Source organism: Myroides odoratus (genome assembly GCF_001549985.1).
Classification (GTDB): Bacteria; Bacteroidota; Bacteroidia; order Flavobacteriales; family Flavobacteriaceae; genus Flavobacterium; species Flavobacterium odoratum_A.
Genome location: NZ_LROZ01000009.1, coordinates 22,231 through 38,088, shown reverse-complemented (window position 1 = coordinate 38,088; position 15,858 = coordinate 22,231). Strand labels below are relative to the sequence as shown.

Here is a 15,858-nt window from a genome sequence, read left to right as displayed (position 1 = left end):
AAAATATAATTATTATGTCAGATCGTTTAGGTAGTACATTAGCAGCTTTAGTAGCTGGAGCAGCAATAGGAGTAGGTATTGGAATACTGTTCGCTCCTGATGAAGGAAAGAAAACGAGAAAAAAAATTAGAAGATCGTTTGACGAGTCGAAAGATGAGCTTTCACACAGAATTGATGATTTAAAAAAACAAGTGCGCAGTGTTGTCGATCGAAAATCAAATAGCATCGAAGATGGTATTGAGGATTTCATCAATTCAGCTGGCAAAAAAAGAGATGAGGTAATTTCTGCTTTAGAGCATAAATTAGCTGAGCTTAAAAAGCAAGGAAAAGAATTGGCAGAAAGCGCAAAAAAATAATCCGTTTATAACAACTGAAGCATGGCATTCCAAGAAATCAAAAACAACATTAACGAAATAAAAGAGCATTCGGAACAATACCTCAATACGAGTATGGACTATTTCCGTTTGTGGGGGCTTAAGATTACGGCAAAAACTGCAATCATTTTCATGACTGTATTTGCTGTAGGTGTCTTCTTTCTACTTTCGCTATTTTTTGTTTCTTTATTTGCAGCAATCGCTATTGGCGAGCAAGTGGAGAGTCCATCCCTTGGTTTCCTCTATGTTGGATTATTTTATTTATTAATTAGCATTGTTGTCTTTACTTTTCGAAAATATATTGTCGATAGACCCCTAATTAAAAAGCTTTCAGAGGCTATTTTTAATGAGTAAGACCGTAAATATTACACTACTATGAGAAAGAGTTATTCCTCCTTTGAGCAAATTAATCAAGATTTACAGATTTTACGTATTGAAAGGGAGATTCATTATCAAAAAATTAATTTGGCTTTTGACGAATTAAAAGAAGAAACGGCCCCGCAAAATTTAATTAAAAATACGCTGGGTTCGGCTGGATCTCTATTGCGAAACTCTGGTGGTATACAAACTTTACTCGTTACGTCTATCCTGAAGTATGTCATTCGAAAGTTTAGAAAATAACACAGCTAATCACAACTGATAGCATTCAAGTTATCCTATAGAAAAAGGTAATAGGAGTAGATCTTTTAATACAGAAGATCCGCTTCTATTACCTTTTTCATTTCTTCTTAGACCCATTCAGTTCGCTCGGTCTGTTTCTTTTGTTTTGATAGCGTTACATGCACGCCATGCTTCACCTGCTTAGGGCAAATCACCTGATACAAAAACAAGCTTGAGCGATTCATTCACTCAAGCTTGTCTTGTTTAGGCTCTTCATTGATTTTTTTATCTAAAACAAAGCCTTTAAAGGCCTTTTATTTTTATTTGCTATACTAATACTATTCGTGTGTATTATCTTTCTTAGAAGGCTTAGATGGTGCTCCTGCGTTCATTTCAGATACTTTTGCACTCGCTGCAAAAGAAGTAACCATATTGGTTAACATATCACTTGCTGCAGTAGGTGAATTGGGCAATAAGATTAAATTCGATTTAGAATCTGCTCCGACTGCTTGTAGTGTATCATAGTGTTGCGTTACCACAATCAGGGCAGAAGCCTCTTGAGAGTTAATCCCCACTTTATTTAATACATCCACACTTTCTACCAATCCTTGAGCAATCTCACGGCGTTGATCTGCAATTCCTTGTCCTTGTAAGCGCTTTGATTCAGCTTCAGCCTTTGCTTTCGCTACAATTCGAATTCGACTTGCCTCTGCTTCATACTCCGCGGCTACTTTTTCACGATCGGCAGCATTGATTCGATTCATTGCATTTTTCACTTGAATATCTGGGTCAATATCTGTAATCAACGTATTGATAATATCATAGCCATAGGTGGTCATCGCTTCATTCAATTCGCGTTTAACAGCTATTGCAATATTGTCTTTTCTTTCGAAAACATCATCCAAAATTAACTTCGGCACTTCTGCGCGAACTACATCAAATACATAGGACGTAATTTGGTCATGCGGATATTCTAATTTATAGAAAGCATCATAAACGCGATCCGCAATCACTTTAAATTGAACAGCTACTTTTAATTTGACAAAAACATTGTCTTTTGTTTTTGTTTCAATCATCACATCCAATTGCTGAATACGCAAATTGACTACGCCCGAAATACGATCAACTACAGGTATTTTCAACTGTAAACCCGAATGGCGAATACTTTTGAACTTACCAAAACGCTCTACAATCGCAGAAGATTGTTGTTTAACCGTAAAGAAGCTCAAAAATAAAATAATCAATACGGGTACAAGAAATATTAAATACATAACAAAATTTATTTATTCGTACGTTAAAATACAAAAAAATCTCCATTGCTGGAGATTTTCTTCTTATAATTTATTCAATTCTAATTGTACTGTTACAAACGCTAAAAATTCTGGAGGAATACTACCAGCTAAATCAGGAACTAAAATTGGAATCAATGCTGCAAATTGATCGCCTTTCGCCTTGATAATTAATTTACTAGCCGAATTTGTAACTACATCTACCGTCATTGTTTGTCCAAATAAACTCATATTTAGCACCGTACCTGCCTCATTCAAAGACCAGGTAGCACCAGTTGACTCTACCGCACAACTATCATCGTGATAATCAAATTTAACGGTTTGATTACTATTAAATGTCAAGGTATCATCCTCGCAATTTTCCTTTTTAGGGTATGGCATATCCACCACGCCCGTCACTACCACATTAACAGGAATCCATGTGCCTACAATAGGTCTTTCATCTACGACTTCTTTTACTTTGATTGTTACGCGATTACTATCCACATAGCCTTGTTTTTTTGCTATGACAGTAAATTCTCCTGCTTGTGTAAAAGTATATGGACTTGTAATTTTAGTATCTCCCATAAACAATTCAGCTCCTGTAACGGCTTGGTTTCCTTCTGTTACAGTAAACGCAACCGCTTCACCAACCGAGATAGTATCATGATCTACAGCTAAAGTCATCATTTTAGCAATCCCAACTTCAGAAACTGTAATAGTAATCTCATTACTTGCATTATAGCCATTTTTCTTGGCCACTACTTTATATGTTCCCGCTTCAGTAAAAGCATATGGATTCTTCGCTGCCTTACCGTTTACTTCAATTTGAACATCTTTAATTACTTCTGTACCTACGGTTACTACAAAAGTAACTTCTTCATTCACTGTTACGTCTGTACCATTAGCAGAAGCTAACACCAAGGTTTGTTTTTGTTGTTGCTCTGAACTATTATCATCACTACTACAAGAAACGGTTCCTGCTAGGACAAGTGCTGCTAATGAAAAGGTTAAAACTACTTTTTTCATAAAATCATTTTTAGTTAACCCTCAAATATACAACTTATTATCTTTATTATTTAAAATTAAATTAACGTAAAAATGTTATTTATTTAACAAACGTGAGGTGAACAAACAAAAGTCCTCTTTCACTTGCTTCTATATCTTCTAATTCGGGTAAATAAGCCTTTAAATCATCCATTACCATTTGTAGCGGGAGAGAGACTTGAAGTTTCTCTTCTGATTTATCTAGGATTATACTTTTAAATTCGCGTTTATCTTCTAGTATTACCCCTAATTCATCTAATTTATGATACCATTTGAAGGAAATAGTTTTCCTTGTTCCTTGTGCAAGGAACGTATGGAACTGTCCTGTATAATCTTGATTTAACGTCAGGATATCTTGGGTGCCTACTGGTTGTAAATTCTCGTATTTTTTCTCAAGTAACACAGCCCCCAACAAGGGTTTCACCTCAATAGATTCGGGCTTCCATTCACCAACAAGGTGTTTCTGAATGAATTTCGTCCACTCTTTTTCTGCTCGCTCTGCTGTGTTATCCTCTTCCTTTGAGCACGCTGTTCCAAACAGCAGTATCACGGTCAAAATAGCCATCAATTTTTTCATTTCATATGATTTATGTCCTTAAAATTACGCATTATTTTTAACAAAAAAGAGAGCTAACAATCTAGCTCTCTTTCTTTTTATATTGTTGCAATTGCTTGCTTGATTCGCTTTAGCGTTTCCTCTTTTCCGATCAATTCGATGATTTGAAATAAATCTGGTCCTTTCAATTCCCCCACAACACATACGCGTAGTGGCTGCATGACTTTCCCCATACCGATACCTTGTTCATTGATCCAATCTTTCACTTCTTTTTCAATTGCAAGCGCTTCGAAACTAGTTATGTTCTCAATGACTTGAGCCACTTGTTGCATCAAATCAGCGGTGTCTTCTTTCCAATTCTTTAATGCTTTTGGATCATACGCTGAGGGTGCTTGGAAAAAGAAATCGCTCAATTCAAAGAAATCAGAAACGAAGGTTGCACGTTCTTTGATTAAAGCTACCACTTGTTCTACATAGGCATCCGTTGCTTCAATTCCCTTTTCTTTTAAGATTACTTGGAAAGATTGCGCTAGATCTGTGTCTTTTTGCTGTTTTAAATAGTGCTGGTTGAACCATTTATTTTTTTCTGGGTCAAACTTCGCACCAGCCTTATGCACGCGTCCTAGATCAAATTTTGCTACTAGCTCTTCTAAAGAGAAAATTTCCTGATCAGTACCATCATTCCATCCCAATAATGCTAAAAAGTTAAGTACGGTTTCTGGATAGAATCCTTTTTCGCGGTATCCTGATGATTTCTCACCTGAAATAGGGTCTTGCCAATCTAATGGAAACACAGGGAATCCCAATTTATCACCATCGCGTTTAGACAATTTACCATTTCCTACTGGTTTCAAGATTAATGGCAAGTGTGCAAATTTAGGAGCTTCCCATCCGAATGCTTTATATAGCAATTCGTGTAATGGAAGAGATGGCAACCATTCTTCTCCGCGAATTACGTGTGAAGTTTCCATTAAATGGTCGTCTACGATATTCGCCAAGTGATACGTTGGCATTCCGTCGCTCTTAAATAATACTTTATCGTCTAATAAATTTGTTTCAAACTTAATATCCCCACGGATAAGATCATTCAACAACAAGGTTTCACCTACTGGTGTTTTGAAGCGAATGACATAAGGTACATCAGAAGCAATTAACTGATCTACTTCTTCTTTTGACAGGTTCAAAGACGTTTTTAATTGTTCTCTGTTGCTGTGATTATAGATAAACGTTTGCCCAGCTTCTTCTGCTTTTTTACGCAATTCGTCTAATTCTTCTGCTGTATCAAAAGCATAATACGCCCATCCTGTTTGAATCAGTTGGTCTGCGTATTGTTGGTATAATGCTTTGCGTTCACTTTGTCTATAAGGTCCAAACTTTTCGTTTTTTCCCATTGTTTCATCAGGAGAAATACCCAACCATTCCAATGCTTCTAAAATATAGGCTTCTGCTCCAGGAACAAATCTATTTTGATCTGTATCCTCAATTCTCACATAGAAAACACCGTTATTCTGTTTAGCAAATAAATAATTAAATAATGCTGTTCTAACACCACCAATGTGTAAAGGTCCTGTAGGACTAGGTGCAAAACGCACGCGAACTTGATTAGCCATTTTGATTCATTATATTTTTACAAAGATACTACAACTATCGTTTTTATAAAGTTGTAATGCCTTTAAAATCATTTATAAAATTTAAAACTTTCTTTTGGGGTTTTACTGTACGCGTTTATCAATAAACGTGATGGGTTTTCTGCTTAATGCATTAAAAATAATGGGCTGTAAAACCTCTATTTCTTCAAATACGACCTGTGGGGTTACCCTTAATTTAGCGCGAAACGTATCTTTAATTTGCTTCATGTATTCGTCTGAGGTATCGGTACTCACCAATCGAATGACAATTTCATCTGTTCCAATATCATTGGTTTTCACCTCTACCAAATGCATTTGAATGGATTTAAAGGCATTTAGTATATCGTGAATCGCGGGGGGATAAAACGTGGTCCCTTTGTATTTAATCATGTGCTTTTTACGTCCTTCTACAGGCCCTAAGCGATAAGAATTGCGCCCACATAAACAGGGTGTTGTATGCTTTCGCACCATATCACCTGTTTTAAATCGCACCAACGGTATACCTTCGACACCAAGCGTTGTAATAACTAACTCTCCTAGTTCCCCTTCTTGTACGGGTATATTGGCCTCATCTACAATTTCAGTTATAATTAATTCTGGAATCACATGGCCTCCTTGATGCAAGTGGCATTCTGTAAAAGCGGCTCCCATTTCTGTGGAAGCATAGGTAGAAAATAACTCCAACGGCCATTTCTCCAAAATTCGATTCGCCAAAATACTAGGCTGCAAATCTGCTGTACGCAGCGCTTCTCCAATGCATATCACACCTTGCACACTGCTATTTTTATAATCAATTCCTACTTTTTCCGCATAATCAATGAGTTTTAGTAGGAAGGACGGTACTCCAATCAAGTATTTCGGTTGGTATTTTAGAATAGAATCCCATTGCAATTGTGGAATTCCAGCACCAACACGAATAACGCCAGCCCCTAATTTACGCAAACCTAAAAAATAAGCCAATCCTGCCATAAATCGGCGATCAATGGTCGTCATGAGTTGCACCGTATCTCCTTTTTGAACACCTGCAATGGTAAAAGAAGTGGCTTCGTTAAAAGCCAATCGATCTAAATCTTTATCGGTTAACCCAAAGGTTACAGGATCTCCTAATGTCCCTGATGTAGTGGCATAATCAATGATTTGCGTTTTGTCCACACAAAAGAAATCATCGTTATTTCTCTGCAAATCGTCTTTGGTAATTAACGGCAATAAAGAGAGGTCTTCCAGGGTTTGGATGGCTGAAAGATCAACGTGTTGCTCTTGGTACAATTGCTTATAAAAAGGCGAATGTTGACTGACATAACGCAACACTTCTCTGAGTTTTTGCTCTTGAAAATGTTTTATCTCATCAACTGATTGATTCATTACTGACGAATTTAGTTCCATTTTCTATTTATTTTTTTGAGGTATTTTTTTATTTCTTTTTCGGCATTCACCGTTGTCACTTCTTTGGTCAAGGCTTGTTCAAAAGCTTCTTTGGCCAATTGATATTCTTTTTGGTTGTAGTAATATACACCTGAGCGGTAATAAACCAACCAGTACTCAGGATTCAATTGCTGATAGGCTTTAAGTGTTGCTGCCTCTATTTTTTCATTATGCTTTATTTGCTGCTCTATCACGCGATTTTCTTTTCTGAATGCTTCATAATCTGCATACGCCTTGGTGTGTATAAATGGATCCTCAGCAATCGTTAGACTATCAATAGCATACGAATGCACTTCTTCAAAGGTATTCGAAAAAACAGTATTGAGGTCATAAGCTACGAATTCCCCTAATTGGTAGGGATTTGAAGATACCCAAACCAGACGCTTTTCAGGTTGAAAAATAATACCGTGATGGGCAAGGAGTTGATTTAAAGCTTTTTCGTTCCCATATCCTAATGCTTTGTTGTCTAATCCTTCCGTATTACGCAGTAAATGCGCCATCTTTAACGGGGACAATTGGTGTTCCTCGTCCACGATTTCCTTTATTTTCTCCCAGCGGTATTGCGAATGACTTTCTTCAATTTGTTTGAGGTTGCGTTTATCCTTAGCAAAAGCTTCGCTTTGGAAGTGATTGGAACAGATCACCGAGGATACATTAGGCATATCATATACGCCAAAATTTTTAGGTGCTATTTCAATAATAACGGCTTTTTGATCGTTAGCACTTCCCACTAAAATCGATTCAGAAACGAAAACTTCTTTCTTTTGGGCAATAGCGATTGCTTCGTCAATTGTTGAGGCATACTGCAGAATTTCACGTGCCACAACAGAAATAGGCGTTTTTGCTTTTAGAGGTATGGCCGATTTTCCTGCGTTTAACGTCACGGTTAATCCTTCTTGATTCATACCTGAGACAACCCCTGTCATACCTCCCCAAGTCACAGACATAAACGCATGTCCTTGATTGGGTTTGACAAAAGCGATAATTTTGTTTTCTGCGAATTCATCTCCTGCATAAAAATCAAAGTTACGCCCAATAAGCAATCCTCCATCTTCCGAATGCTCTCCCCAAACAGCCAAAGAAGAACAGCCAACAAGGGCTAGATCTTGAAACGCATGCCCAATATCGTGTGCACCGTGCAAATACAGGTTTCGATGATAGGCATCCCCTAAATAAGCGAAGCGATCCGTGGCATACTGAGATACACCGTAAATCTCAGTTTTAAACTCTTCAGGGATATAGCGATACAGATGTCTGTTGTAAAATTTAAGCATTTTGACTAACATCTTTTGTTTGAAAGCAGAAGGTACAAATTCCTCTACTTTAGCAAAAAAAACGGTTTCTTGCTTTTGATATAGTTTTTGTGTCAAGGCACCCATTTGCAGTCCAATTTGATAGGGATCTCCTTGTACATAGAGTTCCCAAAGCTTTTGTTTATTTTGATACAAATAGGCTTGTGTTGTAATTTTCAACGTATCGGTATCATACGACAATAGAGGCACAATTGTGTCGTATTTTTCAATAGGAGGGAAGTCTTTCAGTCCCTTTTTAATTCCACAATTCGCAACCAATACAGCCAGTAGAATTAACCCTGTGATTCTATGTATGTATGGCGTCATCTCGATATTGATTTAATTTTTGGGTTAATACTTCTCGATCAATCATTTCCATACAAGTAACAAAAGCACCGATTGTTACCCCCATAATCCCGTGCATACGCACATTTTGTCCACTGAAGAATAGGTTACCTATTTTAGAACGTGGTGAAATAAACGTTTTCATTGGGCTATTCGCATCCTTAATGAACCCGTACATATTTCCCTTTTCTGATCCGATAAAATCGCGATAGGTTAGTGGAGTGGAAGTATATATTCCCTGAATAGCCTCTCGAATGCCGGGGTATATTTTTTCGAGCTTTTGAATGAGTAATTCAGCCTTTTCAGCCTTAAACAGTTCATATGACTCCTCGCGTTGTGTTAAGGATTTAATTGTAGAAACATTATAGGTTTGTTCCCATCGTTCTACTTCTGAGAAATCCATATACGTCATTGCTGTCATGCTATCTGCAAATGTTTGTTCCGTCTTATTTGCATTCATCGAGGCAACGACTAAATTGGGCCAACTTGCATTGCATTTTCCATTGGTATCCCAAATATCTGCTGTACTGTTATAATGGTAAATATTGTTGTTATGATATGGAAATTGGTCTTTTTTAAAGACAATATACAATGAAAAAACAGATGTTACTTCTTCCAAACTCATGATTCGCTTGACAAAAGGTTTCGAAAAATGATTGGGTCCAACCATTCGAATGGTCTGTTTCAAATTGATATTGGAGATGAATTGTTCGCCTATAAAGATTTTGCCTTCTTTGGTTTTACAACTCGTAATTCGCTCTCCATCAAATGCAAAGTCAACTACTTCTGTATTTTTATAAACCTCACCACCATATTTTTTTAATTCGGCAATGAGCAATTTACTGATTTGACTTCCGCCATTGATACAGCGCCAAGCACTTTGAATATAAGAATTCACAGTCAACGCATGTACATATAGGGGGGTCTTTTCTTTGTTGGCTACGTAGAGAAAATTTGATCCTACCAACACCGCTTTTAAGCGTTCATTGGTCGTAATTTCATCTAAGAAGTCGCATAATTTATAAGATACAATTTGATCGTTATAGCCTGTTCCTTGTTCTAAATTATACATCGGAAAGCTATTGCAAATTGCTTGGATTTTCTCCATGTATTGACGCAAAGCTGATTCTTCTTCAGGAAAATGAACCAATAATTGCTGTACAAAGTTTTCATATCCTTGTCCGTGGGGATATTGGATCATGTCATCGCCAAAAGAAATCAAATCATATCCGTTGAGGTCCATTTGCTTCAATTTTAGCTTATCCATAATACCCAAATAAGAAAAGTACTTGTATAGATTCTGTCCTTTCTCTAATCCACCAATATAGTGTACGCCCGTATCAAAAATGGATTTCTCTCTCGAGAATGTCTGTAAATTACCTCCATATTGGTTATTTTTTTCCAATACACATACTTTCTTGCCTTCTTTTGCAAGAATAACAGCAGAGGCCAATCCACCAATTCCACTTCCAATAATGACTACATCATATTTATTTCCCATCTTGTCTCTTATTCCAAACGACAACATAGTTGTCTTCACTTATTTTTGTAAATCCTTCATACGTTTCTATCCGTACTCCTTCTTTTTTCATTATCACAATCGTCTGATAATGTGCCATAAATTCAGGGGTTAAAGTTGTGTTTGCACTACTTACTAGGAGTGTATCACACTTGCTTTGTACTTCTAAAGTATCTACGTAATGGATCTTTCTTTTCTTAACGATATAAAGTGTATTAGCTACATCACGGTGTTCTTTATCTGCAATATAGCTGTAAATTTTTCGCTTGCTTTGTTGTAAGGTCAATAACAGATTCAATTGTCCATAATCATCCGCAAGATGATGGATACCTCCTTCTATGGGAACATGTTGATTTACTTCAAAGTAAAGGTTACGGTATTGTTTATAATCGGCTTTGACTGCTTTTACTACATATGGAAACTTATATAGATACGCCCAGCCTATTTTTTTCTTAAAGTAATCTACGTCTTCTAGTTCTGTTCTTAGTTGAGCAAATTCAGCTTTAAAATGCTTACTAATCGCTTTTGTTCGCTGTGCATAAGTAGTGCCAAATGAGGTATCATTATGTTGAATTCGCTTGCCAACGGTGGCTATAATATGTCCATCATAGATGATGTAATCTCCCTTGGGGATAGTTTCTGAATTACCGTGAATATAAACTGGTACAACATCTAGTTGCAGGGTTTCTGCCAAGAAAAAAGCTCCTTTATGGAAGCGTTGCACCGCATTGGACGATGAACGGGTACCTTCAGGAAAAATCATTAAGGAAAAGCCCATTTCTACTCTTTTCTTTAGGTGATCAATGCTGTTGTCCACGCCTTCAGAAACGCGATAAAAACCTGCGGATTGAATAGCCTTTCCGAAGATAGGGGATTTATACACCCAATCATTTACGAGATATACAACATTGGGATAAACCATGCCCATCACTAACGAATCTAAAAAAGAGGTGTGATTGGCAATTATGATTGCGGGTTTTTCAAAGGTTTCATTGTGTGGGTTTCGTACTTTTTTACGTACAAAAGCATTGAGATACAAAACTGAGGTCATGTACCAATGCATCCCTTTGCTGAACATGCGTAATTTGGTTCGCTCTTTACCTGGAGCTAAGAGTAGGAATACTTTAGACACCATAGAATACAAAAATCCAAATACCCCAAAGTATAGGAAAGACACCATGCTGTGTAACAGCAAACGCAAAGTAATTGGCGAATTACCCCTCTGTTGTCTATTGACAAAGCATATTTTAAACAGACGTGGGTAAATTACAAAGGCATTGATTGCTGCAACACTCATCCCAATAATGGAAACAAACGAAATAGATTTCAAAGCTGGATGTTTTGCAAATACAAGTGTTCCAACAGCCAATAAAGTAGTCAATACGGCTAAAATAATGGAAGCGCGATACGTTGGCATACTTTCTTCTCCAGTGGTATACTCTTTTTGGAGGGCATTGGTAATGAAAATAGTAAAATCAACTCCTTGTCCAAAAATAATGGTACATACAATTGTACTGAAAATATTGAATTCAATATGGAATAATCCCATCAAACCTGCTGTTATTAATCCTGTAATAACGATGGGAATCATAGAGACAATAACTAATTCAATTCTTTTAAAGAACAGCCATAAAATAGCAAATACTGCCAAAAAGGAATAGTTGATTAGATCATTAAAATCGTTGACAATATTACCTAAAAACGTTTCATTCATCTCTTTTCGATCAATCACAATAAAATGATCAGAAGAAGGAAAGTTTTCCATGAAGGCTTGTCTGTGCTCTTCTGGTAATTTTACCACTGTACTCAGGGTATAATGTCCGTTTTTTTCGATTAAAAATTCATCTATAATTTCTGGATTTAAGGCTGAATAATCTTTAATTCCTATGGGTTCAAACGTGTTCTTCAACAGGGCAAAAAAGGGCTGATAGGCTGTTTCATTAAAACCGTATTTTGCTCCTTCTTGATTGAATCGTTCCATGAATTGGTTGGCGTTCTTTTTCGACCAGAAATGCTCCCATTGGGCAATTTTTGCTCGTTGTTGTTGGGTAGATAGTACAAAATCACCCAAAGAACTAAAGTGTAAAATTTCTCCTTTCGCTTTGGCTTGTTCTAATTGCTTTGCCAAAGCCACATTTTGCTCCACGACTTGTTCGAGATCCTCTCCAAAACACGTTAAATACAGGGATTTTGAACCACTATCAACCGTAGATTCTAGTTTTTGTTCCGCTTGTTTTAATTCTTCTGGGAAGTAATTTAACGAAGATAAATCGCTATTAAATTTGACGTTTTTAAACGTAAATAGACTGATAATTACAATTAAAGCACACAGCCCTAGAAGTACTTTGCTTTGGTCAAAAGGAAAATGAGCTATTTTATCTAAAAGAGAGTTGGACTGATTGAGTCGGTCTTTCTCTGAAGGTTTGTATAAATGAGGAATCAATAAAAGCGATATGATTCCTGCTCCCATTACCGTAATGGAGGCAAAAACACCTAAATCTCTCAATGCTTCAGAGTGTACAAAAACCAAGCATAAAAAGGCAATGGCTGTTGTAGAGGCACTCATCATAATAGGATTTGTAATTTCTTGATATAGTTGCTTGATATCATTACAATGTTTATAATGTGTCATGATATGCAAGGCATAGTCAATGGTAATTCCAATTAATATTGCGCCAATACTCAATGAAATAGCCGAAATCGTATCGGTCATAAAATACAAGAAGAACAAGGCAACTAAAGCGCTAATAAAAGTGGGAATAAAAAGAATAACTGGAATTGTTATTCGTCTATAAAAGGCAATGAGCAAAAGCATCAAAACGGTAATTGAGATTGCTACAGTTTGCTGAATATCGCTTTTAATTTGCGTTGCATTGGCAACGGCTACAAAAGAAGCACCAAAATAATCTATCGTAACTTCGTCTTGTTTGTGGTTAAATTCTTCTTTTATTCCGTTTAAAAAGGCGATAAAATCGGTATTGTGTGCGGTATCACTCCCACTGTAAACGGGATCAATAAACAACAACAATTTATCCTCTTCTTTGTTGAATAAAAAGCCATCGATTAATTGAAACCCATCGCCAATATTTAGTTTTTGCAGTTTCTTTAAGGCGATAAAACCTATGCCAAAAGGATCCTTTTGGATGAATTGCTTGGCGACTAAACTCGTTGGCGAAACTAAGGTTTTATAGTTGGCTTCTACGGTTTGAGCGATGCTGTCAAGTTGTATTTTTTGCTCTAATTCTCGATAATCAGCTTCATCCAAAAATAACGGTAAATTTTGGTAGACAAAAGCAATCGTTTCATTGATATTATCATCTTCAATTTTACCTTGGATATGTTTAATATAAGCTTCTTTTGTTGCTAAAGTATCAAACAAATTGGATGCCAATGCAACCATATCATCCGTTGTGCCTCCTTTTTGTTTTTCAATGATGACGGTGATCTTATCCGAAAAGCGCAATTGTTCCAATACTTTTGCTGTTACATTGGACTTTTCACTTTTGGGTAATATACGCGTAATATCCTCTTCAAATTTAATATTCCATGCTCCAAAGGCCATACAGCTGATAAACAGCACAACGCTGATGAAAAATAACAACTTATTTTTCTCTCCCCATTGATATATTTTATAAAACCAATTTGCCATTTTTACTTTTTCTGTTTTTGAGCGATTGAGATTAAAAAGAAACTGATAGACCCTAAACAAAAGCTAGCCATCATTGCGAGTGCAAAGCTACCTAAAATATATTGCCATAAATGCTCTGATATGGACGCAAAACTGTATTCACTAATCAAAATATGCGGACTACCCTGAGGAACCATATAATAGCCCAATTGCAACGATGCGTATACAATTAGGGGAATCATTGGAGGTATACTGACATTGGAAAAAGCAAATGCTAAAACCTTATTCAATCGAAACGTAATCGCTAAAAATATAGCGAGGAAAGTTTGTAAGCCCCAGAGGGGGGATAATCCAATAAAGGTTCCCAATCCAATCGACAACGCTTTAACTGAAGCCGTATCATTACTTCCTAAGATATCTTCTGTTATAAAGGCTTTAAAGCTTTTTTTTTTGAAGCTGCGAAGAAAATTTCTGGGGATGATGTACAACAACGTAATACACACCAATACGGTATTTAAGATGCTAATTCGAGTAAAATCTTTGAAAGGTCGAAAGTGAGATACTCGTTCGCTGCTGTCATATAAAACTTGAACGGGTACATTCTTTACCTCAACATTATTCCAAGCTGCACGAACAATTACTTCTATTTCAAATTCAAACTTGCGTGTAAAAAACTTGTTGGCTAACTTATTTAACGGATATAAACGATAGCCTGATTGTGTATCTGAAAGGGATATTCCCGTTTCAAACCAAAACCAAAAGTTAGAAAATTTATTGCCAAAGCTACTTTTTTTAGGAACGCCATCTTGATTCATATTTCTTGAACCAATAAGCAACAATTCTTTGTTTTTTGCTTCTTCTAAGGCCTCAACAAAAACAGGAATATCTGAAGGATAGTGTTGTCCGTCAGAATCAATGGTAATCGCATAGGAAAACCCCAAGGTTTTTGCTTGTGCAAATCCTATTTGCAAGGCATTTCCTTTTCCTCGGTTTACAGGAAGGTGAATTATGGTAATTTGATGCTGATACGCCTCTAAAATAAGAGCTGTTTCAGCTGTAGAACCGTCATTGACAACAATTACATCTGTTGTATACGCTAAAACGCCATCTAAAACACGTTGTAACGTTTTATGGTTATTATAAGTGGGGATTAGGATGCAAATACCCCATTCTTTTAGCTTAGTTGTATAGGTTGCAGGATTCTGTGTTGTCATTGTTGTGCTTGTTAAAGCAATTTATTCCGGTCATCAGCAGTAAAGGCTTTCGATTGTTCAGCATAGGATTTAATCCATTTTTTCAATGCTGTTGTTTGTTGGCTGTACTGTTTGACAATCATGTTTTTATCGCTGTCGATATTTTTGTAATAACCGACAATTTTGGGTGTATTCTCTTGGATGATTAAGCGAACCAATCGAAATTCAACATTTGCAGGTTCTTTTTCTATTGCTGCTTCAATTAGCAAGGCGCCTTCCTTTACCAAATCCTTTTTTACTTTGATTTTCTTTTCAAATTTAGCCAAAGTAACCAAGGCAGCTCCTTTATAAAGTGTAGCAGATTCATCTGTTGTCTTAATAGTCAACGCTTTTTCATAAAAAGCTTGTGCTTGTTCAGCAGACAGACTCGCTTGCTGAAAACTCTTACTCAAATCAGTTGTTGAAACTTGAAAAAAGCTAATAAAACTGACGAACCAAATCAAAGCTACCTTCATCTTTTATCTATTTTTGAGTGTATACACTGCTCATTTTGAGCGCTATTGTATCTTGAAAGCTAATACTGCTTTTCACCTTTATCAGGTCTTCTTTTTCTTCTACTGAGAAATTCACTACTAAAGTATGATCTACTTGTGGATTAATCAGCGTCATGAATTTTACATTCGATACTTGTTGCATGAAAAGCGTTTTACTCGTTATTTCTTCCACCAATTCTTTGATGATCTGTATCATACAGACTCCAGGCATCACTGGATTGTCTGGAAAATGTCCTTCAAACACAGCATGATCTTTATTCAACTCAATATTAGCTTGATATCCAGTTTCTACATTTTGAATTGAAAGTACACGATAAAAATCCTTTATCAACATAAAATATCCGATTGCATTTTTAATTTCACAAAACTAATTAAAAAATACATATAGTTATGGAAAAACCGTTCATATTGATATAAATGGTTTTTATCATG

The 15,858-nt window shown here is 36.4% G+C and carries 14 protein-coding genes; 3 read left to right on the top strand and 11 right to left on the bottom strand.

The features are described 5' to 3' along the window. The first annotated feature begins 14 nt into the window (after positions 1-14). The 3 genes from AWV75_RS10815 to AWV75_RS10805 are packed head-to-tail and all read left to right on the top strand — an operon-like array spanning position 15 to position 995. On the top strand, positions 15-356 hold the full coding sequence (locus AWV75_RS10815) for a YtxH domain-containing protein (protein ID WP_060874378.1): 342 nt from the start codon (positions 15-17) through the stop codon (positions 354-356). A 21-nt stretch (positions 357-377) separates the two neighbouring features. Beyond that, positions 378-728 carry a phage holin family protein gene (locus tag AWV75_RS10810; RefSeq protein WP_060874377.1) on the top strand — a complete coding sequence of 117 codons (351 nt, stop codon included), beginning with the start codon at positions 378-380 and terminating at the stop codon, positions 726-728. A 21-nt stretch (positions 729-749) separates the two neighbouring features. Then, the gene (locus tag AWV75_RS10805) at positions 750-995 is read left to right on the top strand and encodes a DUF6327 family protein (RefSeq protein ID WP_060874376.1); all 246 of its coding nucleotides are present in this window, start codon (positions 750-752) and stop codon (positions 993-995) included. A gap of 317 nt (positions 996-1,312) precedes the next feature. On the opposite strand, the gene AWV75_RS10800 is transcribed toward AWV75_RS10805, so the two are convergent. The 11 genes from AWV75_RS10800 to AWV75_RS10750 all read right to left on the bottom strand — a co-directional run bounded on the left by AWV75_RS10800 (position 1,313) and on the right by AWV75_RS10750 (position 15,760). Further along, complete coding sequence (locus tag AWV75_RS10800) at positions 1,313-2,245, bottom strand: SPFH domain-containing protein (RefSeq protein ID WP_060874375.1); 933 nt, start codon at positions 2,243-2,245, stop codon at positions 1,313-1,315. A 63-nt stretch (positions 2,246-2,308) separates the two neighbouring features. Continuing rightward, positions 2,309-3,271 carry a lipocalin family protein gene (locus tag AWV75_RS10795; RefSeq protein WP_060874374.1) on the bottom strand — a complete coding sequence of 321 codons (963 nt, stop codon included), beginning with the start codon at positions 3,269-3,271 and terminating at the stop codon, positions 2,309-2,311. Positions 3,272-3,350: 79 nt separating this feature from the next. Next, entirely contained in the window at positions 3,351-3,866 is a 516-nt protein-coding gene (locus tag AWV75_RS10790; RefSeq protein ID WP_060874373.1) for a hypothetical protein, read from the bottom strand. A 77-nt stretch (positions 3,867-3,943) separates the two neighbouring features. Further along, on the bottom strand, positions 3,944-5,455 hold the full coding sequence (gene gltX / locus AWV75_RS10785; protein WP_060874372.1) for a glutamate--tRNA ligase: 1,512 nt from the start codon (positions 5,453-5,455) through the stop codon (positions 3,944-3,946). 102 nt (positions 5,456-5,557) lie between these two features. Then, positions 5,558-6,856, bottom strand: coding sequence for a phenylacetate--CoA ligase family protein (locus AWV75_RS10780; protein WP_060874371.1), 1,299 nt, complete (start codon positions 6,854-6,856; stop codon positions 5,558-5,560). Continuing rightward, a complete protein-coding gene (locus AWV75_RS10775) occupies positions 6,847-8,514 on the bottom strand; it encodes a C45 family autoproteolytic acyltransferase/hydolase (protein WP_060874370.1) in 1,668 nt (555 codons plus the stop codon). The genes AWV75_RS10780 and AWV75_RS10775 overlap by 10 nt, the downstream gene beginning before the upstream one ends. Further along, on the bottom strand, positions 8,495-10,033 hold the full coding sequence (locus tag AWV75_RS10770) for a phytoene desaturase family protein (RefSeq protein ID WP_060874369.1): 1,539 nt from the start codon (positions 10,031-10,033) through the stop codon (positions 8,495-8,497). Before AWV75_RS10770 ends, AWV75_RS10775 begins: the two co-directional genes overlap by 20 nt. Then, positions 10,023-13,700 (bottom strand): 1-acyl-sn-glycerol-3-phosphate acyltransferase, encoded by a 3,678-nt coding sequence (locus AWV75_RS10765; RefSeq protein WP_060874368.1) that lies wholly within the window; start codon positions 13,698-13,700, stop codon positions 10,023-10,025. The genes AWV75_RS10770 and AWV75_RS10765 overlap by 11 nt, the downstream gene beginning before the upstream one ends. Before the next feature lie 2 nt (positions 13,701-13,702). Next, positions 13,703-14,893 carry a DUF2062 domain-containing protein gene (locus AWV75_RS10760; protein WP_060874367.1) on the bottom strand — a complete coding sequence of 397 codons (1,191 nt, stop codon included), beginning with the start codon at positions 14,891-14,893 and terminating at the stop codon, positions 13,703-13,705. 11 nt (positions 14,894-14,904) lie between these two features. Next, positions 14,905-15,387, bottom strand: a complete 483-nt coding sequence (locus tag AWV75_RS10755) for a hypothetical protein (RefSeq protein ID WP_060874366.1) — start codon at positions 15,385-15,387, stop codon at positions 14,905-14,907. 7 nt (positions 15,388-15,394) lie between these two features. Beyond that, complete coding sequence (locus AWV75_RS10750) at positions 15,395-15,760, bottom strand: 3-hydroxyacyl-ACP dehydratase (RefSeq protein ID WP_002988575.1); 366 nt, start codon at positions 15,758-15,760, stop codon at positions 15,395-15,397. Positions 15,761-15,858 lie beyond the last annotated feature (98 nt).